This window comes from Parabacteroides sp. D25, from assembly GCF_000307475.1.
GTDB classification, from domain to species: Bacteria; Bacteroidota; Bacteroidia; order Bacteroidales; family Tannerellaceae; genus Parabacteroides; species Parabacteroides distasonis.
Map to the genome: position 1 here is coordinate 291,571 of NZ_JH976500.1, position 25,773 is coordinate 317,343.

20 protein-coding genes and 1 pseudogene are annotated in these 25,773 nt (G+C 45.1%); 17 read left to right on the forward strand and 4 right to left on the reverse strand.

The window, feature by feature from the left end:
- The first annotated feature begins 140 nt into the window (after positions 1-140).
- From potA to HMPREF0999_RS01160, 5 genes are read left to right on the forward strand one after another with little or no spacing between them, the layout of a single operon-like run.
- Positions 141-1,529 carry a polyamine ABC transporter ATP-binding protein gene (gene potA / locus HMPREF0999_RS01140; protein ID WP_009274951.1) on the forward strand — a complete coding sequence of 463 codons (1,389 nt, stop codon included), beginning with the start codon at positions 141-143 and terminating at the stop codon, positions 1,527-1,529.
- Positions 1,530-1,541: 12 nt separating this feature from the next.
- The gene (locus HMPREF0999_RS01145; RefSeq protein WP_009274952.1) at positions 1,542-2,339 is read left to right on the forward strand and encodes an ABC transporter permease; all 798 of its coding nucleotides are present in this window, start codon (positions 1,542-1,544) and stop codon (positions 2,337-2,339) included.
- On the forward strand, positions 2,339-3,127 hold the full coding sequence (locus HMPREF0999_RS01150) for an ABC transporter permease (protein ID WP_005858053.1): 789 nt from the start codon (positions 2,339-2,341) through the stop codon (positions 3,125-3,127). Before HMPREF0999_RS01145 ends, HMPREF0999_RS01150 begins: the two co-directional genes overlap by 1 nt.
- Positions 3,128-3,133: 6 nt before the next feature.
- Positions 3,134-4,471 carry an ABC transporter substrate-binding protein gene (locus HMPREF0999_RS01155; protein WP_009274953.1) on the forward strand — a complete coding sequence of 446 codons (1,338 nt, stop codon included), beginning with the start codon at positions 3,134-3,136 and terminating at the stop codon, positions 4,469-4,471.
- Position 4,472: 1 nt separating this feature from the next.
- Positions 4,473-5,087 carry an HAD family hydrolase gene (locus tag HMPREF0999_RS01160; RefSeq protein WP_005858049.1) on the forward strand — a complete coding sequence of 205 codons (615 nt, stop codon included), beginning with the start codon at positions 4,473-4,475 and terminating at the stop codon, positions 5,085-5,087.
- A 25-nt stretch (positions 5,088-5,112) separates the two neighbouring features.
- Here the strand turns inward: HMPREF0999_RS01160 and HMPREF0999_RS01165 are convergent, their stop codons facing one another.
- Positions 5,113-5,793 carry a queuosine precursor transporter gene (locus HMPREF0999_RS01165; protein ID WP_005858047.1) on the reverse strand — a complete coding sequence of 227 codons (681 nt, stop codon included), beginning with the start codon at positions 5,791-5,793 and terminating at the stop codon, positions 5,113-5,115.
- 61 nt (positions 5,794-5,854) lie between these two features.
- Positions 5,855-6,517: a DUF2490 domain-containing protein gene (locus HMPREF0999_RS01170; RefSeq protein WP_008774273.1), complete on the reverse strand. Its 663-nt coding sequence runs from the start codon at positions 6,515-6,517 to the stop codon at positions 5,855-5,857.
- Between the two features lie 114 nt (positions 6,518-6,631).
- Between HMPREF0999_RS01170 and HMPREF0999_RS01175 the strand changes: the two genes are divergently transcribed.
- The 10 genes and pseudogenes from HMPREF0999_RS01175 (at position 6,632) to HMPREF0999_RS01215 (ending at position 20,153) form a co-directional block, all read left to right on the forward strand.
- Complete coding sequence (locus HMPREF0999_RS01175; RefSeq protein ID WP_009274954.1) at positions 6,632-7,513, forward strand: hydroxypyruvate isomerase family protein; 882 nt, start codon at positions 6,632-6,634, stop codon at positions 7,511-7,513.
- 225 nt (positions 7,514-7,738) lie between these two features.
- Complete coding sequence (locus HMPREF0999_RS01180) at positions 7,739-8,239, forward strand: RNA polymerase sigma factor (protein ID WP_009274955.1); 501 nt, start codon at positions 7,739-7,741, stop codon at positions 8,237-8,239.
- A complete protein-coding gene (locus HMPREF0999_RS01185; RefSeq protein ID WP_009274956.1) occupies positions 8,236-8,823 on the forward strand; it encodes a hypothetical protein in 588 nt (195 codons plus the stop codon). The genes HMPREF0999_RS01180 and HMPREF0999_RS01185 overlap by 4 nt, the downstream gene beginning before the upstream one ends.
- Before the next feature lie 27 nt (positions 8,824-8,850).
- On the forward strand, positions 8,851-9,291 hold the full coding sequence (locus HMPREF0999_RS01190; RefSeq protein ID WP_009274957.1) for a DUF5024 domain-containing protein: 441 nt from the start codon (positions 8,851-8,853) through the stop codon (positions 9,289-9,291).
- 245 nt (positions 9,292-9,536) lie between these two features.
- Complete coding sequence (locus HMPREF0999_RS01195; RefSeq protein ID WP_005858035.1) at positions 9,537-10,217, forward strand: ABC transporter ATP-binding protein; 681 nt, start codon at positions 9,537-9,539, stop codon at positions 10,215-10,217.
- A gap of 95 nt (positions 10,218-10,312) precedes the next feature.
- Complete coding sequence (locus HMPREF0999_RS01200; RefSeq protein WP_009274958.1) at positions 10,313-12,637, forward strand: ABC transporter permease; 2,325 nt, start codon at positions 10,313-10,315, stop codon at positions 12,635-12,637.
- A gap of 25 nt (positions 12,638-12,662) precedes the next feature.
- Entirely contained in the window at positions 12,663-15,017 is a 2,355-nt protein-coding gene (locus HMPREF0999_RS01205) for an ABC transporter permease (protein WP_009274959.1), read from the forward strand.
- 199 nt (positions 15,018-15,216) lie between these two features.
- Positions 15,217-15,300 (forward strand): annotated as a pseudogene (locus HMPREF0999_RS22590) (ABC transporter ATP-binding protein); the annotation flags it as partial.
- 82 nt (positions 15,301-15,382) lie between these two features.
- Positions 15,383-17,767: an ABC transporter permease gene (locus tag HMPREF0999_RS01210; RefSeq protein ID WP_009274961.1), complete on the forward strand. Its 2,385-nt coding sequence runs from the start codon at positions 15,383-15,385 to the stop codon at positions 17,765-17,767.
- Between the two features lie 19 nt (positions 17,768-17,786).
- Positions 17,787-20,153, forward strand: coding sequence for an ABC transporter permease (locus HMPREF0999_RS01215; protein WP_009274962.1), 2,367 nt, complete (start codon positions 17,787-17,789; stop codon positions 20,151-20,153).
- On the opposite strand, the gene HMPREF0999_RS01220 is transcribed toward HMPREF0999_RS01215, so the two are convergent.
- Both HMPREF0999_RS01220 and HMPREF0999_RS01225 read right to left on the reverse strand, forming a co-directional pair.
- The gene (locus HMPREF0999_RS01220; RefSeq protein WP_009274963.1) at positions 20,140-21,486 is read right to left on the reverse strand and encodes a sodium/glutamate symporter; all 1,347 of its coding nucleotides are present in this window, start codon (positions 21,484-21,486) and stop codon (positions 20,140-20,142) included. The two genes, HMPREF0999_RS01215 and HMPREF0999_RS01220, sit on opposite strands and share 14 nt — an antisense overlap.
- 87 nt (positions 21,487-21,573) lie before the next feature.
- Entirely contained in the window at positions 21,574-22,464 is an 891-nt protein-coding gene (locus HMPREF0999_RS01225; protein WP_009274964.1) for an AraC family transcriptional regulator, read from the reverse strand.
- Between the two features lie 102 nt (positions 22,465-22,566).
- Here HMPREF0999_RS01225 and HMPREF0999_RS01230 point away from each other — a divergent pair, with 102 nt between their 5' ends.
- Positions 22,567-23,868 carry a hypothetical protein gene (locus HMPREF0999_RS01230; RefSeq protein WP_009274965.1) on the forward strand — a complete coding sequence of 434 codons (1,302 nt, stop codon included), beginning with the start codon at positions 22,567-22,569 and terminating at the stop codon, positions 23,866-23,868.
- A 32-nt stretch (positions 23,869-23,900) separates the two neighbouring features.
- The gene (locus HMPREF0999_RS01235) at positions 23,901-25,646 is read left to right on the forward strand and encodes a class I mannose-6-phosphate isomerase (RefSeq protein ID WP_009274966.1); all 1,746 of its coding nucleotides are present in this window, start codon (positions 23,901-23,903) and stop codon (positions 25,644-25,646) included.
- Positions 25,647-25,773: the final 127 nt, after the last annotated feature.

Consider the following 25,773-nt stretch of genomic DNA (forward strand, 5'->3'; position numbering starts at 1 on the left):
AAATGCGACGCTTCTCACCCGGTGTAAGGTCAGATTTTGTAAAAACGATAGTGCCCGGCCTTATTAAAATCTGTACATTCGCGCAAAAATAAATAAGAACATTGTTCATGATTGTTTAATTCTAATTAGATCAAGCGAGAATGTCAATACGAAAATCGGATCGCATTATCAGCGTGGAGCACGTATCGAAGTATTTCGGCGAGAAGGCCGTGCTGAATGATGTAAATTTACAGGTCCGCAAGGGCGAGTTTGTAACCATTTTGGGGCCTTCCGGTTGCGGAAAGACTACCCTGTTGCGTTTGATAGCCGGCTTCCAGACGGCCTCCGAGGGCGTTATCACGATGTCCGGGAAGGAGATTACGCAGACGCCGCCGCATAAACGTCCCGTAAATACGGTATTCCAGAAATATGCTTTATTTCCACATCTGAATGTGTACAATAATATCGCCTTTGGCCTGAAGCTGAAGAAACTTCCTTCCGCCACGATCGAGAAGAAAGTGAAACAGGCGTTGAAAATGGTAGGGTTGACAGACTATGAGGATCGGGATGTCGATTCCCTTTCCGGTGGCCAGCAGCAACGGGTGGCGATCGCTCGCGCTATCGTGAATGAGCCGGAGGTGTTATTGCTGGATGAGCCGTTGGCGGCCTTGGACTTGAAGATGCGCAAGGATATGCAAATGGAATTGAAAGAGATGCATAAGTCCTTAGGCATTACGTTCGTGTACGTGACCCACGACCAAGAGGAAGCGCTGACGCTGAGCGACACGATCGTTGTCATGAGCGAGGGAAAGATCCAGCAAATCGGTACCCCGATCGATATTTATAACGAGCCGGTCAATTCGTTCGTCGCTGATTTCATCGGTGAGAGTAACATCTTGAACGGGACGATGATCAAGGATTGGCAAGTCTCTTTCGCCGGTCATGAGTTCGAGTGCGTGGATGAGGGATTCGGGGAGCAAATGCCGGTAGATGTCGTGTTGCGCCCCGAGGATATTTACATCTTCGAGCCGTCGGAGGCGGCGATGTTGACGGGTACGGTAACCTCCTCCATCTTTAAGGGTGTGCATTATGAGATGATGGTGCAAACCCCGAACGGATACGAGTTCATGGTACAGGATTACCACTGTTTCGAGGCAGGTAGCGAGGTCGGGCTTCTTATCAAGCCTTTCGATATCCATGTAATGAAGAAAGAGCGTATTTGCAATACCTTCGAGGGAAAGCTTATCGACGCTACGCATGTGGAATTCCTAGGCTGTACGTTCGAATGTAAGGAAGTAACCGATATAGAGCCAAATACGCCTGTGAAAGTCGAGATCGATTTTAAAGATGTGATCTTGGAGGATAACGAGGAAGACGGTCGCCTGACCGGAGAGGTGAAATTTATCCTCTACAAAGGCAACCATTATCATCTGACCGTGTTTACAGATTGGGACGAGGACATCTTTGTCGATACCAACGATGTATGGGATGATGGAGATCATGTCGGCATAACGATCGCCCCGGATAAAATTCGAATTATTCATGCTTAAAAAGGGAAGGAAGTGATCAATACGTTTTCTGCATTTTTTATGAGACGAAGGAACTGGACCATTCCTTATGTCCTGTTCTTGGCCATCTTTGTCGTGATACCGCTCTTCTTGATCGTGTATTACGCCTTCACGAATGACGAGGGGATGTTTACCTTCGCCAATTTCCGTAAGTTCATGATCCATCCCGAGGCGATAAACACCTTCGTGTATTCAGTCGGGATCGCTTTGATAACGACCATTCTTTGTCTGCTGCTGGGATATCCGGCCGCTTGGATATTGAGCCAAGCCCGATTTAATACTTCCCGTACGATGGTCGTTTTGTTTATCCTTCCGATGTGGGTCAATATCTTGATCCGTACGTTGGCTACCGTGGCTTTGTTCGATTTCTTGAATTTCCCGCTGGGAGAGGGGGCCTTGATCTTTGGCATGGTGTACAACTTCTTGCCCTTTATGATCTACCCGATTTATAATACGCTCCAGAAAATGGATCACAGCTTGATAGAGGCGGCGCAAGACTTGGGGGCGAATCCGTCGCAGGTATTTATCAAGGCCGTATTCCCACTATCGATGCCGGGAGTGATGAGCGGTATCATGATGGTGTTTATGCCGACCATCTCTACGTTTGCCATCGCCGAGTTGTTGACGATGAACAATATCAAGCTCTTCGGTACGACCATACAGGAGAATATCAATAACGGTATGTGGAACTACGGGGCGGCGCTTTCTCTTATCATGTTGTTATTAATCGGAATCACGGGATTGTTCAGCAATGAGAGCAGTGATTCGGCGAATGAGGGAGGGCTTATCTGATGGTGAAATATTTAGCTAAGGGATATCTGTGGGCTTTGCTCTTGTTGCTCTACTCGCCGATCTTGATTATCATGATCTTCTCGTTCACGGAGGCGAAAGTACTGGGTAACTGGACCGGGTTCTCCACGAAATTATATAGCTCTCTTTTTGCCGGCAACGTACAACATTCGTTGGTCAGCGCACTTTGGAATACGTTCGCTATCGCCATGATAGCCGCTACGGTATCTACCTTGTTGGGGAGCGTAGCCGCTATCGGGATCTTTAATTTGAAGGCAAGGGCCCGCAATGCCGTGAGTTTTGTCAATAACATCCCGATGTTGAATCCGGATATCATTACCGGTATTTCCTTGTTCCTGTTGTTTGTCAGCTTAGGGATCTCTCAAGGTTTGACGACGGTCGTGCTGGCGCATATCACGTTCTGTACGCCGTATGTGGTATTAAGCGTCATGCCCCGCTTGAAACAAATGAACCAGAATATCTACGAGGCGGCGTTGGATTTGGGGGCGACTCCGTTTCAGGCCTTGCGGAAGGTGATCTTCCCGGAAATCCGTCCGGGTATGATCAGTGGCTTTATCCTTGCCTTCACGCTATCTATCGACGATTTCGCCGTGACCATATTTACAATTGGTAATGAGGGCTTGGAAACCCTTTCCACCTTTATCTACGCGGATGCCCGGAAAGGAGGTTTGACCCCGGAACTGCGTCCCCTCTCAACGATTATATTCGTAACCGTGTTAGTATTGTTGATTGTTATAAATAAACGTGCTGAGAAAGCGAAGCGAGCGTAAATGAAAATGAAGAAATTTATATCGATTCTGTCTGTTTTGGCCCTGCTTATGGGGCTGTTCACTTCTTGCGGGCGCTCGGACGAGGAGAGAAGCAAGATCTTGAAGATTTATAACTGGGGAGATTATATCGACGAGGACGTCCTGACGGATTTCCCGAAATGGTATAAGGAACAGACGGGTGAGGAAGTCCGGATTATCTATCAGATCTTTGATATCAACGAGATCATGTTGACCAAGATCGAGCGGGGACATGAGGATTTCGACTTGATTTGCCCTTCGGAGTATATCCTTGAGCGCATGCTGCGGAAAAATCTCTTGCTACCGATCGACCGTAATTTCGGGAAGACACCGGATTATATCGACAATGTCTCTCCCTATATCCAAGAGGAACTGAATAAGTTAAGTCAGCCGGGCCGTAAGACTACCGACTACGTGGTTCCTTATATGTGGGGAACCGCCGGCCTGTTGTATAATAAAGCCGATGTCTCGAGGGACGAGGTCATGTCGTGGAAATGCCTTTGGGACCCTCGTTTCAGGAATAAGATCTTGATGAAGGATAGCTATCGTGACGCTTATGGAACCGCCATCATCTACGCCCATGCGAGGGAATTGGCGGACGGTACCATCACGGTGGAGCAATTGATGAACGATAGCTCCCCGGAAATGATCGCTATCGCCGAGGAATACTTAAAGAAAATGAAACCGAATATCGCCGGTTGGGAGGCCGATTTCGGTAAGGAGATGATGACGAAAGGAAAGGCGTGGCTGAATTTCACTTGGAGCGGCGACGCGGTCTGGGCCATGGAAGAGGCGAGTGCTGTAGGCGTAGATCTGGGGTATGAGGTTCCTTTGGAGGGTAGTAATATCTGGTACGATGGTTGGGCGATCCCTAAATACGCTCGCAACGTGAAGGCGGCCAGTTATTTTATGGACTATCTATGCCGTCCGGACATCGTCAGCCGTAATATGGAAGTGACCGGATATGTCAGCACCGTGGCCACCCCGGAAATATTGGCGGAAAAGATCGATACGACGCGGACCGAGTTCTCGGACGTAAGTTATTTCTTCGGACCGGGAGCGGAGCGTGTCCAGATAGACCCGGCTCAATATCCGGACCGGAAGGTCGTGGAACGTTGTGCCATGATCCGTGATTTCGGGAACGAGACGGAGGTGGTTCTGGAAATGTGGAGCCGGGTAAAAGGTGACAATCTTAACTCTTGGATTGTTATATTGATATTCGCTGTTTTCGGCTTGTTGTTTGTCTGGGTCGTTTACAAGCGGATCAATCGTTATCAACAGAAAAGACGACATCGCAGACGTCGTAGCTGGTATAAAAAGAAATGATATGGAAGGCATAAAGAACTTGATTATAGACTTGGGCGGTGTGCTTATTAACCTGACTCGCAACCGTTGTATCGAGGCTTTCGAGAATCTGGGCGTGGAGAATATCCGGGAACAGATCACGAATAACTATCAACATAAGGACTTGTTTGAGCGATTAGAGTTGGGAACGATTTCGGTGGAACAGTTTCGCGATGATATTCGTGCCTTATCGGGAAAGCCCCTGACGGACGAACAAATCGACACGGCATGGATCGCCATGTTGGGAGACGTCCCGGAAAATAAGTTGCGTCTGCTATTGGAGCTTCGTGAACGCTATAATACGATGCTTCTGAGCAATACGAACGAGCTTCATTGGAAATGGTCCGAAGATACCTATTTCTCTTATCAAGGTCTTTGTGCCCAAGATTTCTTCCATAAGATTTACCTCTCTTACGAATTGCATATGCTGAAGCCGAACGCAGATATTTTTGAGTACGTACTGAAGGACTCGAATCTTTTAGCCGAGGAGACTATGCTGATTGATGACGCTTCCGTGAATTGCCGGGCGGCTGAATTATTGGGAATGAAGTCCTATATGCCGCAGCAAAGGGAGGATTGGTCGCATCTATTCAAATGAAGGCCGGTCATTGTTTGGTCCCGGCCTAAATGTCTTTAACCTTTAGGATATTATACGAGGTACCAAGATCATACACATCATTCCCATCTACTTTCTTGATGTACTTTACGACACGGATGGTGACGGGAAGGATGATAACCTCGTACAAGGATTTAAGTACCGCCTGCGTCCCGATCATGATAAGCAATTCTCCGGCCGGGATCAATCCGGCGAAGGCGATCGGGAAAAAGATCAGGGAATCGGCGCTCTCACCGATAAGGGTAGATACGATCGCTCGTAACGAGAAATTCTTTCCGTTGGAGGCGATTTTCATTTTGCTCATCACATAGGCGTTCAGGAAAGAACCGGCCAAAAACGCTATCAAGCTGGCGACCGCTATACGTGGGGCCATCCCGAAGACGAAATTGAAACCTTCCTCACCCTCCCAAAAAGGGGCGGCCGGTAATAATACCGCCAATTGCGCGAATGCGATCACCAGAAAATTAGAGGCGAAGCCACTCCAGATAATTAGCCGTGCCTTCTTGAATCCCCACACTTCCGCTATACAATCATTGATGATATACGAGATCGGGAATACGATCAAACCTGCGGTAGCCGTTATACCGCCTACTTGCACTACTTTTGTCTCTAAAAGATTGGACGCTACAAGGCATATATTAAAAAGTATACCTAGCAGCATGAAAGGTACTGTAACTGTTTTTTGCATGTCTTCTTGTTTTTAACGAGGTTTATCAAGCACTCGGGACGCAAAGGTACGAAAATTCTTATTAAAAACGATGGGTATAGCAGATACCGATCGCATGGCGGTAATTCACGGGATCGTCTACATTAAATATATGGTAGCGATAATAGAGTTGGAGGTTATTGTTCGGGTTTAGTTGGTAATTACTTCCTGTGGAGAAACGGATCTTATCGGACCGCATCTTATTTCGCGTATCATTGAAGACCTCGGTGTAGGCAAAAGGACAGAAACCACTCTTGCCGATCTTATAGGAGAGGGTCAGCATCGAACGCAGATAATTCTTGGGATGTTCGGCGTGAACCTTATAGGTACTTTGAAAACGTTCCCGGACAGAGAGGGTAAAACGTCCGGCCGAATAAGTCCCCGTAGCGTAGAGATAATATCGGTTTCGCAACTCATCGGATGCCTTGTATCGCGCTAGAGACATATATCCGCTTCCTGCCAGAAGATATTTATTAAACTTGTAGTTTACCTCAACGGTGGTGAGGAACCATTCCGCTTCCTTGAAGTCATCTCTCGGACGGATGTCCTCTTCTACAAGAAAGGATAAATGCTTATAGATTTTTCCGCATAGGCTCGCCTTGAAATACACACCTGCGCCTTCCATTCCGTATAGGGATGAAGTGCATCCTATTATAAAGAATAGGATCAGATAAATAGATCGTTTTGTATATGATGTGTTTTTCATCTAGAGTGACTTCCGTATGCAAAAGTAGTGTTTTTGGATGTAATACCAACGTCTTGGGATATTATATCCGATTTTCCGTATATTTGTCTCCTATTAACGATCAAATTCGAATACATGGAAAACATATCAAGAAGAACGGCTATCAAGACATTTCTGGCCGGAGGCGTGGCTTTGGCGACTACAGGTATCGAGGCGGTAGCCGCCGCTAAAAAGGAAGCAGACGCGAGGGGACCCTTGAAAGGAAATGTCCGCCACTCCGTAAGTAAATGGTGTTTCGGCGATTATAAGCTGGACGAGTTCTGTGAGATCTGCAAGCATATAGGGATTGAATCCGTCGAGTTGCTGGACCCGGTAGATTGGCCGATCGTACAAAAACATGGCCTGACGGTGGCGATGGCGCAAGGGGCCGGGCTTGGAATAGATCGAGGTTTCAATGATCCGGCCTTGCATGACGAGTTGGTCGCCAGTTATGAGAAGGTGATCCCGATGGTGGCGGACGCTGGATTGACAAACTTGATTTGCTTCTCCGGCAGACGTAATGGCGTAACGGACTTGCAAGGCTGGGAGAACTGCGAGAAGGGGTTGAAGCGCCTTATCCCGTTAGCGGAGAAACACAAGGTCGTCTTGACCATGGAGCTTTTGAACAGTGTCGGCCATAAGGATTATCTGTGCGATCATACGGTTTGGGGGGCGGAGCTTTGTCGCCGTATCGGTTCCCCTAATTTTAAGTTACTATATGATATTTATCATATGCAGATCATGGAGGGGAATATCATCGAGAATATCCGGAAATATAATCAATACTTCTCCCATGTCCATACCGGAGGTAGTCCGGGACGTGCGGAAATCGACGAGACGCAGGAACTTTATTATCCGGCTATCATCAAGGCTCTTATGGAGACAGGCTATAAAGGCTTCGTTGGGCAGGAGTTCGTCCCCGCCCAAGAAGACAAGATCGCTTCCTTGGAGAAGTGTATCCGTATCTGTGATGTATAGGGCTATTTAGTAATAACTTACAGTGCCAAGCCCGTGCCGTTATAGTGGCACGGCTGTGCCACCAGCGTGGCATCGTTGTGCCATCGCTATGGCATCATCGTGCCATCGCCGTGGCATTATCGTGCCATAAGGGTGGCACGACTATAATACTAGAATGACAAAGACCTTGAATTTATTTTCTCCAGCCATGTTACGTTTTCTTTTCTCGATTGTCATTAAGATAGAATGGAACAAGAACAGTTTAAAAAAGAGATATTGCCTTTGCGGGAGAAACTATTCCTTTATGCGAGAAGGCTGCTTGATAACCCGGAGGATGCCGAGGATATCATGCAGGAAGTCTTTTTGAAACTATGGTATATGCGTGGCGAGTTAGACTATTATAATAATGTAATGGCCTTGTCCGTACAAATCACAAAGCACCTTTGCCTGAATCGGATGAAAGTTCGTGAACGCACGGAAGGTGAGGCGGGCGAACAATTCTTTATCTGCGATGCCTCCACGCCTTATACCCAGCTGGAACAAAAAGATAGTTTGGAGCATGTAATGCGGCTTATCAATAAACTACCGGGACTTCAACAGACCATTCTTCGCATGAAACACGTGGATGGTTTCGAGGTAGAGGAAATCGCCGGGTTGACCGGAAGTACCCCCGAGGCGGTACGTATGAATCTTTCCCGTGCCCGTAAACGGGTGAGAGATCAATTCTTTAAAATGCAGACGTTATGAAAACAGAGGAATACAAGTCTATAGAGGATTTATTAGACCGCTTCTTCGAGGGTCAGACCTCGAACGAGGAGGAGCGAGTGTTGTATGAGTTCTTCGCCCGTCCGGATATTCCCGCCCATCTGGAACGTTATCGGGAGGTATTCGGATATTTCGAGAGTGGCATTGCCTTGGATTTTAGCGAGACTCCGGAATTGAGGCTACCCGCTAAGGAAATTTCTTATAAACGAAAAATAGGATGGGCAATCGCAGTTTGCGTGGCGGCTTCTCTTTTGTTGTTTTTGGTGAATACGGTCTTTATGAATCAAAATGCTTCTTTTAACCCTTATGAGGGAAGCTACATCGTGCGCAATGGTGTCGTAATGACAGATATAAAGAAGATACAACCCGAATTGGAGGTCATATCCCGAGCGGCGGAAGCGATGGAGAAGAATGCGGATCGGCTCTTAAGAAATGCGGATGAAATAGCTTATTTGCCGGAAAGGATGAATAAGCGGTTCGAGAAGAAACGGGAGACTCTACTGAGGAATATTCCGGATACTCAGGTACGTAAGGAGGTTTATAAGATATTGGAATTGGATAAATAGTAAATTAACTAATAAACAAAAGAAGTTATGAAAGCAAGTAAATGTTTTTGGGTGGCATTATGCCTTTTGGTGGGAAGTTTCAGTACAGAGTTATGGGCACAGAAGAATTTGGAGGCTGTCGTGCAGAAATGTAAAGCGGATAAGACGATCGATAAAAGCGTAGTAACGAATAAAGATCCGAAAACTAAAAAGGTATATAAGATAGTCTCTTCTTTCGTCGTGGAGGGCCACGCCGCATTACAACAAGAAATTAAATCCGCTTTTGAGCGGGACAAGGAAGAGGCTTATCAAGTGATCGAGAATGAGAACGATGGGGTGGTTAGTTGGTTTATCCGTTTCTCGAAGGGTAAAAATACAGTTTCTTATTCTATAAATGTTGATAAGGAAGAGCTTTTCTTGACAGTCATTGAGAACTTCGACATGCCGGAGGAAAAAGATATAGAGATAAGATCAAGTAGTGACATGTAGGTTTTACTATGTAGATAAGTCAACAATAGCACCTCTCATCTGTGAAGCTGGGAGGTGTTTCTTTATGTCGAGATATTGGATAGTAGTGTCTAAATTTTGTACACCACTGTCAAATAATTGGACAGTCTGTTTTGGAAAGTAAAATACTACTTGTTTGAGAATTAAATATTTAGTTGGTTTGGCACACTATTTGAATTAGATATGGTAAATTAAATAGTTAGATAACAATTAAAACAAATACAGTCATGATTAAGATCGAAGGTTTAAGTAAGTTTTTCCGTACGGAAGAGGTTGAGACAATTGCGTTGAATAAGGTTTCTTTGGAGGTAAAAGATGGCGAGTTCGTCGCTGTCATGGGACCTTCCGGTTGCGGTAAGTCTACGTTGTTGAATATTCTGGGTTTGCTGGATAATCCTTCCGAGGGAAATTATTACTTGGGCGACCAAGAGGTAGGACACTTGAAAGAGAAAGAGCGTACGCAGGTCCGTAAGGGAAACATCGGTTTCGTGTTCCAGAGCTTCAACTTGATAGACGAGTTGAACGTTTTTGAGAACGTGGAGCTGCCGTTGACTTATCTAAAGATCAAGGCGTCGGAGCGTAAGCAGATGGTAACGGATATCTTGAAGCGGATGAATATCAGCCACCGTGCGGCTCACTTCCCTCAGCAACTCTCCGGAGGTCAGCAGCAGCGTGTGGCGATCGCTCGTGCGGTAGTTTCCAACCCGAAGATAATCTTGGCCGATGAGCCAACGGGTAACTTGGATTCCAAGAACGGTGCCGAGGTTATGCAGCTGCTCACCGAGCTGAATAAGGAGGGAACGACAATCGTAATGGTGACGCACTCCAAGCACGACGCGGGTTTCGCCCACCGTGTGATCAATTTATTCGACGGTAGCGTTGTTTCTTCCGTTAGTGAATTTATTTAGTCAACATGACATAAACACATACACACAAGAGTTTTTTATAAGCTAATTGGCCTGTGAAGGTCGGTTAGCTTTCAATTTAACTTAAATACAAATCGATGAGACAGCTATATTATACAATCCGTTATTTACTTCGAGGCCGAGGGGGAAATGTGATCAAGGTTCTGTCCTTGACACTAGGACTTGGAGTGGGATTGATCCTGTTCGCTAGGGTCGCTTTTGAATTGAGCTTCGATACATTCTTTGACCAAGTGGAAGATTTGTATAGCGTGCATGTGCGATACAATGATGATAAAACGGGAGAGGAAGATGGGTCTCGTATCCTATTTGCCCCGATCCCGGAGGCTTTGCGGCAAGAGTTCCCCGAGATACAGTATGCGACGGTTTGCCGGAGAAGATACGGAGCCGTATTGTATCATGGTGAGGATCGGTTCAAGCCCCGTTTGATGATGGCGGATTCCCTCTTTTTCCGTACGATGGGAATCAAGGTGCTAAGAGGGGATGACCGTTTGTTGGGAATCGAAGATCAAGTTTTCTTATCGGAAAAAATGGCTGAACGTATATTTGGCAAGGAAGATCCGATCGGGAAACAACTGCTGTACGGAAAAAACTATCCTTATACGGTGGCCGGGATATTCCGTGACATACCGGAAAATAGTCATTTACGTTTTGACGCTGTCGCTTCTTTCATTAATATGAAAACCCAGTTCGGTGCCTATGCCGGTTGGGGTGCCGACGATAGTTATCTGGGCTATATCCGCCTGAAACCGGGTGTGTTCCCGGAACAAATCAATCAGAAAATACCGGCTTTATTGCCTAAATATATAGATGTAGAAAGAGAGAGGAAACAAGGTTTTGATATGGAGCTTTATATCAAGCCGGTCTCGGAGATATATACGCAAAGTACCGAGGTGAAGCGGATGGTGGTGATCATGAGCGTACTGGCTTTCGCTTTGTTATTCGTGGCGGCGATGAATTATATCTTGAACTCGGTATCTTCTCTGCCGATCCGGGCGAGATCCGTAGGAGTACACAAATGTAATGGAGCTTCCAGCAAGGACATTTTCAATATGTTCTTGTTTGAGACGGCGGCTTTATTTGTAGTGGCTCTTGTATGTATGGCATTGCTTTTATTCGCTTTCCGGGAATATGTTGCGGATATGGTGGCTGTTCCTACTTTGGGCACTTTATTGAATGCGCAGACTATATGGCTTCCTGCGATCATGATCTTGGCTATATTCATTTTGTCCGCCTTGCTACCGGCCCGTTTGTTCAGCGTTATCCCGGTTACCCAAGTATTCCGGGTATCTACTTCGGGTAAGCAGGGATGGAAGCGGAGTTTGCTCTTTATCCAGTTTGGGGGAATTGCGTTTGTCATTACATTATTGGTGATCGTGTTATTGCAATATGATCGGCTAATGAATAATGATTTAGGATATGATCCGGAAAATATAGTGTATGCCCCCTTGAATAATATGGATGATCAGAAAGCGGCCAAACTTACCGCCGAGTTCAAGAAGTTACCTTATGTCACGGCTACGGGGCTTTCGTCAATGGACATTCTAAGTGGTTATGGTGGTTTCCCTATTCTGGATAATGAGAAAAACTGGCTGTTCACGGCCCGACAGGTAAACTATGATGCCGATTATCTCTCTCTGATGAAAATCCCCTTGCTTGAGGGGCAACCACTAAAAGGTGACGGGGATATTTTAGTGAATGAGTCATTCGTGAGTAAACGTGGGTGGACGGATGCTGCGATCGGTAAATATATTTATGATGATGAGGGTAATTTAAAAGGAAAAATAGTGGGTGTAACCCGTGATTTCATGGTGAATTCCTTCTTCACTCCCCAGTTACCGGTCATCATGTTTGGTAGTGACCGGATGAGTTATTGTAACTTTACGGTTCGTGTCTCCGAGCTAACTCCGGAATATTTACGGGAAATGAATGATAAGATAGCGGAACTATTTCCGAATGAGGATGTCGGTTTTACGGTGCTGAAAACGATCATAGAGTCTCAGTATGAGGGAACCCGTCATTTCCGTGACGGCGTCTTTGTTGCCTCGATCGCTATCTTGCTGATCACCTTAATGGGATTATTAGGGTATATTACGGACGAGATGCACCGTAGGAGCAAGGAGATAGCGATTCGCAAGGTGAATGGAGCGACGGCCCCGAATATTTTACGTCTTTTATCTAAGGATGTTTTGATCACGGCTTTCCCGGCTATCCTTTTGGGAGTGATAGCCTCACGAGTCGTGGGAGAGAGCTGGTTGAGGCAATTCGCGGATAAGATACCGCTGACTGTTTTTATTTTCATATCTACGGCTCTACTGGTTCTAGCGATCATTTGGGGATGCGTGATCCTGAAATCTTGGAATATCGCCAATGAGAATCCGGTCCGTAGCATTAAGAACGAATAATATAACAGGTAATATAAAATTACGTATGAAAACTATTTTGAGGAATCTCTTGAGTGTATTGCGCCGTTTCAAGATGGCGACACTTTTAAATGTATTAGGACTATCTGTGGCTTTTTCTGCTTTCATCTTGATTATGATGCAAGTCGAGTATGATCAGAATTTTGACCGAGGATATACGGATACGGAATCTATATTTCGGGTAGAAGCTATGTTTGAGGATGGTGGGCAGGCAGTTATTTGCCGTCCGCTGGCCGATGCTTTTATCCAATCCTCGCCTCATATCGTAGCTGGGACCTTGGCGAATCCTTGGGGAGGGGACTTGTTTTTCTCTGTAGAAGAGAATGGTGTACGGAATACTTTTAAGGAACAATGTATAAATGTTTATCCTGAATTCACGAAGGTATTTGACTTTAAATTTCAGGAAGGAAATCCGGAGGCGTTACAGGAGCCAAACGTTGTTTTGTTGCCGCAGAGCATGGCTCAGAAGTTTTTTGGGAATCAATCGGCTGTAGGCAAGCAATTGAAGTTTGAGAATGGAGATCATCTAACGGTAGGTGGAGTGTATAAGGATTATCCACGGAATTCATCTGTACGGAATTGTATTTATCAAAAGATGGACCCGAAGGAAAACGCCCAAAGCTGGGGAAACTGGAATTATATTTTCTATATCCGTTTGGACAATCCGAAGAATGTCGAGGGGTTATTTGAAAATTTCAAGGCACATTTTGATCCTGCTCTAATAAAGGATAATAGTTTCTCATGGGGGGGATCTGGAATGACTTTCCGTATTAATCCGTTGCCTGATGTTCATTATACGACTGATGTAAAATATGACCAGACCCCGAAAGCCAGCAGGCAAACTTTGATGATATTATTTGCCATAGCTATCGTGATCGTGATAATCGCCGGAATTAATTTCACGAATTTCAGTACGGCACTTACCCCGATGCGTATTAAGAGTATTAATACACAAAAAGTATTAGGGGGAAAAGAATCTGTGATCCGTTTTGCTTTGATTTTAGAAGCGGTGTTAATAAGTATAATCTCTTATTTGTTAGGACTGCTATTAGTTTATATCGCGGGGAAGACGGAAATAGCCTCATTGATAAATGCCGATATTTCGTTATCAATGCATATCGGATTGGTTTTGGCTACAGCTTTTATCTCAATAGCTACCGGGCTTCTTGCCGGTATATATCCAGCATATTATATGACTTCTTTCCCACCGGCTTTAGTGTTGAAAGGTAGTTTTGGCTTGTCTCCGAAGGAACGTCAATTACGAAATGCATTGATAGGAGTGCAGTATGTAGCTTCTTTCGGATTAATTATTGGTGCTACATTCATGTATTTGCAGAATTATTATATGCAAAATACCCCTCTCGGTTATGATAAGGATGAGATAATTATTACGAATATGAATAACAATATCCGGAAAAGTCGGGATGCCTTCGCCAGCCAAGTGAAATCTTTCTCCGGTATCGAAGAGGTTACATATGCGGAGATGCTCCTTTCTAGTCAGGACCAATACATGGGATGGGGACGTAAATACCGGGATAAGGATATACAATTCCAATGTCTACCGGTTGAACCTTCTTTTTTGAAGGTGATGAATGTGAAAATATCGGAAGGTCGTGATTTCCGGGAGGAAGATAAGGCGAAACGTTATGGCACGTTTGTCTTTAACGAACGTGCCCGGACAGAATATGGGCTGGAGATAGGATCTTTAATAGATAGTATGGAGATTGTCGGTTTTATGCCGGATGTTAAATTCGCCTCTTTCCGTACGGAGGTAACGCCTATGGCCTTTTTTGTATGGGGTACTAATAATTGGGGAAACCAACCTAATTACGCTTATATAAAGGTAAAAGCCGGCTCTGACTTACGGGGGGCTATGCAACATGTCAAGACTACGCTTCAATCATTTGATCCGGAATACCCGTTTAATGTCCGTTTCTTCGATGAGGTATTGAACGGACTTTATGAGAAAGAGAGAAGCCTCAGTTCATTGATTACCTTATTTAGTTTAATCGCGATCTTTATCTCGGTGGTAGGGGTATTCGGTTTGGTCGTATTCGATAGTGAGTACCGGAAGAAAGAGATCGGTATCCGTAAGGTATTAGGCTCTACTACCGAGGAGATTATCGTGATGTTTAACAAGACATACATACGAATCTTATGTGTTTGTTTTGTTTTGGGGGCGCCTATCGCCGGTTATGTGGTACATCGATGGCTTGAGAATTTCGCTTATAAGACTCCTATGTATTGGTGGGTGTATTTGATCGCTTTTGCTATCATAGCGGTTATCACGATATTGACTGTCACTTTCCAGAACTGGCGTGCGGCGAATGAGAATCCAGTACATAGTATTAAGAATGAGTAGAAGATTTTTGTAGAATCATATTGCTGTTTTCATAGAAAAGTATGTGTCCAATAATTGTACAATGGTGTCCAATTATTGGACACTTCTGTTTTATGAATTGAGAATTAATTTATTGAATATTAGTTTGATATGTAGTTTGGCACGTTATTTGAATATTATTAGATGGATTTGAGTATAATAAATTAAAACAAATACAGCCATGATTAAGATCGAAGGTTTAAGTAAGTTTTTCCGTACGGAAGAGGTTGAGACAATTGCGTTGAACAAGGTTTCTTTGAATATCTTGAAACGAATGAATATCAGCCATCTTATTTAAGGAATACTCTTTTTGGGTCGATTTTAGTATCAATAAAATAGAGCAAGTTATGAAAACAATCATACACAATTTCATCAATGTATTAATACGTTTCAAGGTAGCTACCTTTTTGAATGTAGCGGGATTAGCGGTCGCTTTCGCTGCGTTTTTAATTATCATGGTGCAAGTAAGCTTTGAGCATAACTTCGATCGTTGTCATCCGAACTCGACCCGGATTTATCGGATGGGACTTTCTTTCCCGGATGGAGCAAGCATGATCCATTGCCGACCGTTGATAGAGGCGTTTATCCACTCTTCCCCGCATATTGAGGCTGGTACGTTAATCAATCCGTATATAGGAGAGATGTATGTGACTGTTACAAGAAAAGAAGGAAAGCAAGGTTTTAAGGAGACGATCATAACTTGCCATCCGGAGATTACCCGGATGTTTCAGTTTACGATGTGTGAAGGAGAATCTTCTTGCTTGTCGGAACCGGAAAAAGCCTTGATGCCCGAAAGTATGGCTCACCGATTATTTGGAAAGGAATCGGCAATTGGAAAGCAGATCGTTCCCGATGGTGGGATCTGGACGAAACCGGGCGTGAAATATTTGGTCGTAGGAGGTGTTTATAAGGATTTCCCGGAAAATACACAGTTGAAAAACGTGATTTATACAGAGATGTCTCCGGATTACGCACTGACGAATTGGATAAGTAGTAACTATTTCTGTTACGTGATGCTAGATCCTTCTGCCTCCCCGAAAGAAGTAGCTGAGAATTTTGATGCCCATTTTGACTATTCGAAGCAATATGGGGATATGGCGAAAGATATACATGCCGAGCTGGTCCCCCTAACCGATATTTATTATATGAACGAGGATTCCAGCGGAAGTTTAGTGAAAAGCGGTAGCGCGGAGAAAGCCCGGTTACTGATGCTGATCGCTTTTCTGGTGATTATTGTGGCGGGTATCAACTTCACGAATTTTAGTACCTCTTTGGCGCCTTTGCGCATCAAGAGTATCAACACGCAAAAAGTTCTGGGGAGTTCTGCTGGCATATTACGTGCTTCCCTGTTATTTGAAGCCGTGGGTATTAGTTTGCTTGCTTTCCTTTGTTCTTTGTTTATCGTTTGGGGATTAGGACATATGGGATGGCTGTATTTTGTGCAAGCGGATACGACATTGACTGCTTACCCCGGTTTAGTAGGTGGCTTAGCTGTATTATCTGTTATAATAGGTCTTATTGCGGGGATCTATCCATCTTTATATATGACTTCTTTCCCTCCGGCATTAGTATTGAAAGGCTCTTTCGGGCTTTCTTCCTCTGGGAAGAAGTTGCGTACGGCATTGATCGGTTTTCAGTTTATCGTTTCTATCGTATTGATTATATCAGCCATGTTCGTTCGTCAACAAAATAGGTTTATGCAAAAATATTCTTTGGGTTTCGACAAAGATCAGGTAGTAGTTGTCGAGCTGAACCGGAATATTATGCATGACCATAAGGATAGCTACGTGGGTGGATTGAAAGAATATCCGGGAATAGAGGATGTGGCGTTCTGTTCCCAGAAGTTTGGATCGGAGGATAGCTATCGTACGTGGGGAGGTGTATATAAAGAGCAGAGTGTTAATTTCACTTCTCTTTCTGTTTCTTGGAATTTCTTCAAAGTAATGGGTATTCCATTGATTGGGGGGCGGATGCCTACCGAGTCTGATGAGAGAGGTAACAACTATAGTTATGTATTCAATAGACAAATGCGGGATAAATGGAACATGGAACCGAATGATATCATGCGGATTCCATGGCTTGAGGAGGAATCGGCCGATGGTTCCGTCATCGGATTTATAGATGATGTTAAATTTACTTCCTTGCGACAAAGCGTCTCCGAATTAGGTTTTGTTATTAATGAACCTCGTTTGATGCTTTATTCTTTTATTCGTGTGAAAGCGGGAAGCGATATCATGGGCGTGGTGGATCATATCCGTAAGACAGTAGCCCACTTAGATCCCACATATCCTTGTGAGGTGGAATTTTATGATGAGATTTTCGATCATTTATATCATCAAGAACGGAATTTAAGTACGATGATTTTATTGTTTAGCTTGTTGGCTGTGATTATCTCTATTGTCGGTATATTCGGCCTCGTTATATTCGAGACCCAGTATCGCCGGAAAGAGATCGGTATTCGTAAGGTATTCGGGGCCACGGTTCATGAGATCTTGGTTATGTTCAATAAGATTTATTTCCGTATTGTCTGCGTTTGCTTTATCATAGCGGCTCCTTTGGCTTATTATGGCGTACGGAAATGGTTAGAGGGTTTTGCTTATAAAACTCCTATTTATTGGTGGATATTTGCATTCGCTCTATTAATTGTCTCCTTAATAACGATGTTTACGGTAACTTTCCAAAACTGGCGTGCGGCGAATGCGAATCCGGTGGATAGTATTAAAACGGAATAATAAATGAAACTATAATAAAATGAAAACGATTATTCGAAACTTTCTAAGTGTGTTGAGGCGGTTTAAAATGGCGACCGCATTGAACGTAGCCGGTCTTGCGGTTGCTTTCGCCGCTTTTATCGTGATTTTGATACAGATTAATTTTGAGCGGACTTTTGACCGTTGCCATCCTACGTCCGGGCGGATTTTTAGGGTGGACTTGACCATTCCGGGTACTTTCGGGACAATATTACCCCGTGCCTTTGTGGAGGCTGTCATCCAATCTTCCCCGCATATAGAGGCGGGTACATTGTTGACTCCTTCTTTTGGCCAGAATGGTGTTTATCTCTCGGTGGATAGAAACGGGCAACCGTTTGGGTTTAAGGAAATCGTGACAACCTGCCACGCTAGTTTACCGAAGATATTCGCGTTCCCGATCGTGGAAGGCGATATCGATTGCTTGAAAGATCCCGAGAAAGTAATGGTACCCCGAAGCTTGGCTGACAAGTTGTTTGGGGAAGATATCTCTGCGGTTGGTAAGACGTTGCGAGCGGAAGAAAATATCTGGACTAAATCGGCTAAGCTCTTTACGATTGGCGCGGTTTATAAGGATTTCCCGGAGAACACGCAGCTTCGGAACGTGGTCTATACGGCGATCGATCCGGATTATAATATCAATAATTTTAGCTCAAGTAACTGGGTTTGTTATTTATTGCTTGATAATCCTGCCATGGCAGATGAGGTTGCCGATAATTTCAACCGTCATTTTGATTTCAAGAAGATTTACCATGAAGGAGAACAGATCCGGCTCGTTCCGCTGACTGATATTTATTATATGAATGAGACGCAAGACGGTGGTACATTCCGGAGCGGAAACAAGGAAGTCACGGCCTTATTGTTCGGTATAGCCCTTCTGATCGTCATTGTCGCGGCTATTAACTTCACGAACTTTAGCACTTCTTTGACTCCGTTGCGAATCAAAAGCATCAATACGCAGAAGGTATTGGGTAGCTCGGATACTTTGTTGCGCAGATCTTTATTGATAGAGGCAGCCCTTATTAGTTTTATGGCGTGGCTGGTAAGTCTCGTTATCGTTTGGGGATTGGATTGGGCGGAAGCGCTACCTTTTATCGAGGCCGATTTGAGTTTGGTCTCAAATCTTCCGATCGTTTTCTTGTGTGGCATCGTAGCGTTGGTTATCGGTTGGCTGGCGGGTATTTATCCTGCTTATTATATAACTTCTTTTCCTCCGGCCTTGGTGCTGAAGGGCAGCTTCGGGTTATCTCCTTCCGGGCGTAAGTTACGTACGACATTGATTTGTGTCCAGTTCGTTGTTTCGATCGTGTTGATTATTGGGGCTTGCTTTGTGCAAATCCAGAATAGTTATATGAGGAATTTCTCTTTAGGATTCGATAAGGATCAGGTAGCTATCGTGGAGCTGAATGAGACAATGTACAATAAGCATCACGATACATATGTGAATCGCTTGAAAGAGAATCCGGGGATCGAGGATGTGGCTTTCGCTATGGAGAAAGTGGGCTCTAAGGACGGGTATAACACGAATGGCGGTAATTATAAGGGTAAGGACTTTCAGTATTTCATAATTATAGCATCTTCCAATTTCTTGCGGGTGATGGGGATTCCGGTTATAGAAGGGAGAGATTTCTCAAAGGCGGACGAGCTTTCGGATCATGTGTCTTATATATTCAATCGTACGGCGATGGAGGGGTTGGATATGCAAGTGGGTGACGCGTTCGATAGCTATTCTTCCGGTCATCTTGTCGGTTTCTCCGACGATGTGAAATTCACCTCGCTTCGTGGTGGAGAGGATAATATCGCTTTCTTGGTCGGAAACTTTGGTTATTCTTTGCCAATCTCTTATATCCGCTTGAAAGCCGGATCGGACATTCATGCCGTAGTAGGTCACATTCAGGAGACGATGAGAGAATTAGACCCTTCCTATCCGTTCAATATCGAGTTCTATGATGAGATCTTCAATCATCTCTACCGGAAGGAAGAGAACTTACGCAGCTTGGTGACGGTCTTCAGTCTGCTGGCGATTATTATCTCTTTGGTCGGGGTATTTGGCTTAGTGGTGTTCGAGACTCAATATCGCCGTAAGGAAATAGGTATCCGCAAGGTACATGGAGCTACGGTAGGGGAGATCCTGCTGATGTTTAATAAGGCCTATCTGAGGATTGTAGGTATTTGCTTCGTGATAGCGGCGCCGATCGCTTGGCAGGGCGTGAGGATGTGGCTCGAGGGTTTCGCCTACAAGACTCCGATCCATGGGTGGGTATTCTTAATCGCTTTATTGATCGTAACCGTAATCACGTTATTGACCGTGAGTTTCCAGAACTGGAAAGCGGCGAACGAGAACCCGGTAAATAGTATCAAGAGCGAGTAATCCACCATCCCATCTTCCACGCCAGTAGCAAGATCAGTAGGGAAAGGACCAAGCAGGCTAATAGCAACCAAACTCCCAATCCGTTTACGAAAAGGATGGGGACGAAGGTGATCAATAAGATCTCTATGGGAGCGATAGGCAGGTAAGCCATTGCGTAATCATCCATCGCTTTGCTGGAAAGTTTCGGATCGACGATCCGCAGCAAGGCGATGCCCATAGCCATCGTGCCGGTCCACCATCCCCAAGCGAAAATCATGCGCTCGAACCAAAAGGTCTTGGCTAATCTTCTTCCTAAGAAGAATGTTATGCACCAGACGATCGCCACGCCCGCTATGATGAGTACGATAAGCGGCAAGGCATATTTTACGATCACCCCTAGCTTGATAGACGCTACACCGCAAGCTACCAGCATATCCGTGAAGGAACTGCTCAGCCTCTGGGTCGTCTGTGGACAGATATATCTGGATATGGTTGTCGCGTCGAAGAATTTCTTTAATACTAATCCAATGATAAAGGCACAACTGAAAACAGGTAACTCCAATACCGGATAATACACCTTTACGGTTTGGCTAACCATATATCCCAAAAAAGCCACGACAAATACCAAAGCCACATGGAAAGTCAGCGTATCGATGGATATGGAGGAAGTCGTAGCTTCTCCGATGGAATCCCGCTTATCCTCTGGCAGCAACCCACTTCTCAGCTCGTCCGGGAGATCGTCGAAATCCGAGATAAAAGCGGTTTGTTTATGCTTGGCCGCCCATTTGACCATCAGTAAACCTCCGATGATCGAGCAAATAACCCCTACGGTAGCAGTAGTCATGCCTAAACTGCGAGCCTCGTCCCAGCCCAATCCCTCGAATGCGGACCCGATAGCGGCGGCCGTGCCGTGTCCGCCATAAAAACCTGTCGGCAGCATAATGCCGAAAGCGTCATTCAGGTCCGGCCAGATCAGCTTGATCACGTACAATCCGAACAAGCCTACTAATGCCCATTGCAATAACATACCCACCTGAGCGTACGCCCACATTGGTCCGACTCGTTTTGCCACTTCTTTCATGGATACGTTCGGGGAAGATAAAGGCAACGCGCCGAACACCAAGGCGATAAGGATCGCCGCGTAAGTACCTAAATCATTGGAAAGCGGAATCCACCCCAGTCCATTAGGTCCGAACGCCAGTCCTAGCAAGCCCGCGATCAAGCTGGGCGGGATGAATAATTGTTGTACCAGTTTTACCTTGACTCGTATGAATTTGCCAACCAATAGAAGTATCGAAATGAATCCAAGATCCGTAAAGAGAGTCCAAGGGGTGAACTGTGTTAGGTCTATCATAGTAACTACTTACTTTATGTTCGTTTAAATATCTATTGTACAAATATATTTTATTCTCATGAGAAATACTAGAAATCCAAACGAATTCTATATCTCCATCTCCTTTTTACGATAAACGGAAGGAGAGCAACCCATAACTTTCGTAAACGTACGCGAGAAGTAGGCGGCATCCTCGAATCCCAGATGCGTGGCGATCTCATTCAACTTCATATTCGTTAGCTCGATATATTCACAAGCCTTCTGTATTTTCAAGCGTATGAAGTAATTCATGGGCGAGACCCCGGTCTCGCCAAAGAAGAGAGCCGAGAAGTGAGAAGGGGAATATTTGAAATAAGACGCTAATTCCTTCAAGGTAAGATTCTGCTGGATGTTCTCACGCATATAATGAATAACCCGTGCCGTGAACGGATATTCTTTTTGCGAGGGAATCATGATATGGCGGAATTGCTCCAGATAGATGAAAGAGGCCAGAAAATTGTAAAGGCACATGGAGGAATAAATCATATATTCTTTAATATATCCCATGGAGAAACTGCTATATATCTCCTCAAACAGCCGTAACCGATCTTGTAAACGGGAATATTCATTCGGCGAAATAGTGACCGGAACCGGATGCGACGGCAGGAATTGATCGCAAAGCTTCCCTTGGAAGTGTAACCAGTAAATAGTCCATGGATCTCCCTCGTCTGCCCCGAATGAGTAGGGGATACCGGGAGGGATGATGATATATTGGTATTTCTCCACGGTATATTGTTTACCGAGGATACGATACCATCCTTTTCCCTCCGTACAATAAATAAGCATGGCGTAGTCACAGCCATGTTCTTTTTGGAGAAAATGATATTTAACACGTGGGAAGAAACCTATCTTACGTACATATAAATTATTGATGAGCGGTTCCCTTTGATAGCTTGTCAATAGTTCCTCGGGCAAAGAGACGAGCCGTTCCCCCTTAAATCCTTCTTTTATCTTGACCATAATCTATAAATCATAAGATTGTACAAGTAAATCGGAACAAATGTAGTATTCCTTTCTGAATTATTGAAATAATTTTGCCGCCATAAATCATAATTTAATGCCATGAATAAAATTCTAGTTGTAACTTCTTTTGTATTTGTATCTTTTTTATCCTGTACGGGATTGACCGAGAAACAGCGATTGGCCGATCAAATATTGTCCGACACGGCTTTACATAAGGTGGATAGTATGGCTCGTGCGACCATTCGTAGTGGCTTTAACGCAGGGAGCGGTTATTCCCAGATATGGGCTCGTGATATGAATACGTTTATAGAGATCGCTTGCGAGGAGAGTGATCCACACGAACTGCGGGAAGCTATTTTATTGTTTTTCGCTCTTCAACAGCCGAATGATGAGATGATCGATGGTTATGTGCTGAAAGAAGATTTTACATGGTATGATGATACGCCTTATTATTCGAATGCCGCTCCGAAACATGTCGCTTTTAAGAATACGGTAGAGACGGACCAAGAGTCTTCCTTGATTCAGATCGTAGGTAAATACATTCGTAAGACGGGTGATCGGGAGATATTGAATGAGAAAGTTGCCGGGAAGACCGTTCTCGAGCGAATGAACGCGATGGTAGATTATCTGATGCGGGAACGATATAATGAGAAATATGGATTGCTTTATGGAGCAATGACCGCTGATTGGGGCGATGTACAGCCGAATGACGATTTCGGATGTGATATGAATGATTTGTCGGATCTGGCTATCGATGTATATGATAACGCTATGTTCATAATCGCTTTGGATTATTTGTTGGAAATGGCTCCTGATTCTCCGCAAGCCTCCCGTTGGAAAAGTCTGCGTGAGGGAATCGAGAGAAATGTGCGGGCTCATCTATGGGATGTAAAGCGCCAGAAGTTCATTCCTCATATTTATCCGGAGAAATCTCCGATTCCGGAAGGTTTTGATGAACTTGCCATTCATTATCATGGTGGGACGGCTATCGCTATAGAGGCCGGCTTATTATCGAAAGACGAGATACGTACCGTAAATGCCCAGATGCTTGAGAATGTTCGCCTGTCGGGTATGCCAAGCATTGGTCTTACCTTATATCCCGTGTATCCGGATGGTTTTTTCCATGGAGGAATGTCAAAGGCTTATCTGTATCAGAATGGCGGGGATTGGACTTGGTTTGGCGGTCGGATGATCCAGCAGCTTGTCGTTAATGGAATGGTTGAGGAGGCTTATGCGGAGATTCATCCGATGATCGAGCGTGTGATCCAAAATGACGGATTCTACGAATGGTATGGCAAAGGCGGTGTCCCCAGTGGCTCTGGTAATTTCAAGGGGTCGGCCGGAGTGTTATCTAAGGCGATTGAATTATTAAGGGATTGGGCAGAGAAAAATAAGAGTTAAATACAAGCGTGCAATATTAAATATCAAAAGAGATGAGAAAAAGTAATTATGATAAAATGCCGGCCACCGTTGTAGACGGTACCTTGTGGAAAGGCTGGGAATCGATACGGAAGCGATTGGCGGAGATACATGCGGAAACAAATGGATCACAAGTTTGGGTGGTGGAATGCTACCAAGGGGTTCATCACGAGGAGTTGATGCGTGAACTGCAAGCACTCGCGCCCGATCGTTTTATCAATACGCGAGATTTATTTAAATCGGCAGAAGATATAGAGGCGATGACCTATCCTTATCTGACGGATGACCGGTTGTTTGGCCGCCGGGCTCATTTCTCTTATACGGATTTCTTGGATGCGGAGAAGGTGAACGCCTGCCGGGAGTCCTTGCGTGATGGAAAAGGCTGGACAATCGTTTATGGCCACGCCGCCGCCGAGATCGTTCCCGCTCCGGACAAATTGATCTACGCAGACATGGCTCGTTGGGAGATTCAGATGCGTTCCCGTAGAAAAGAGGTGAACGGGCTAGGTGTGGAAAACCGGGAGGAAGCCCCGTCGTACCATTATAAGCGAGGATATTTTATTGATTGGATTGTTTGCGATAATCTGAAGAAGAAAGTCCTTCCCAAGGTCGATTATTGGTTGGATACCCATATCGTCGGAACACCTAAGATGATTTCCGGGGAGACCTTGAAAGAAGGGTTGGAGAAAACGGCGCATACTCCGTTCCGGGTAGTACCTTTCTTCGATCCGGCTCCTTGGGGCGGCCAATGGATGAAAGAGGTCTGTGATCTGGATAAAAAGCAAGATAACTTCGGCTGGTGTTTTGATTGCGTGCCCGAGGAAAATAGTTTATACCTGAAAGTTGCCGGAGAGCTGTTTGAGATCCCTTCCAATGACTTGGTATTCTATAAGACGAGAGACTTGCTGGGCGGGCCGGTCGAGGCTCGTTTCGGGCAAGATTTCCCGATCCGTTTCGACTTCTTGGATACGATGGGAGGAGGAAACCTAAGTTTACAAGTGCATCCGGTCACCCAATATATCCGGGATACGTTCGGGATTTATTATACGCAGGACGAGAGCTACTACCTGCTGGATGCTGAGGAGGACGCTACCGTTTATCTGGGATTGAAAACCGGTGTAAATCCGGACGAGATGATCGCTGCCCTAAACGAGTCCCAACAGACCGGAAAGCCTTTCGATACGGAGAAATATGTCAATAAATGGCCTGCTAAACGCCATGATCATTATCTGATTCCCGCCGGAACGGTCCATTGTTCGGGAGCCGGTGCCATGGTGCTTGAGATTAGCGCTACGCCAAGTATCTTTACGTTTAAGCTTTGGGACTGGGGCCGCTTGGGATTGGACGGACTGCCTCGACCTATTAATATCGGCCACGGTTCGAAAGTGATCCAATGGGAGCGGCAAACGGAGTTTGTCCGTAACCACTTGATCAACCAAGTGGAGATGGTCGCCGAGGGAGACGGATGGCGAGAGGAACGGACCGGCTTGCACGAGAACGAGTTCATCGAGACCCGCCGCCATTGGTTCACGGATATCGTGCCTCACAATACGAATGGAGGGGTGCAAGTGCTGAACGTGATCAAGGGAGATGAGTTGATCGTGGAGAGCCCGACAGGCGCATTCGAACCTTTCATCGTTCATTACGCGGAGACTTTTATCATCCCGGCTTGCGTGGGTGAATATACGATCCGTCCGTATGGATCGTCTGTAGGTAAATATTGTGGTACTATAAAGGCTTACGTACGTTTTAGGCAATAATCACCGTTTGCCATAGGCATTGCACTGCTTTGCCACTACTGATGGCACGATTGTGCCACTTCGAAGGCAAGGTTGTGTCACCTCTAATGGCAAAGTAGTGCCACTGCTGTGGCACTGGCGGGACCTC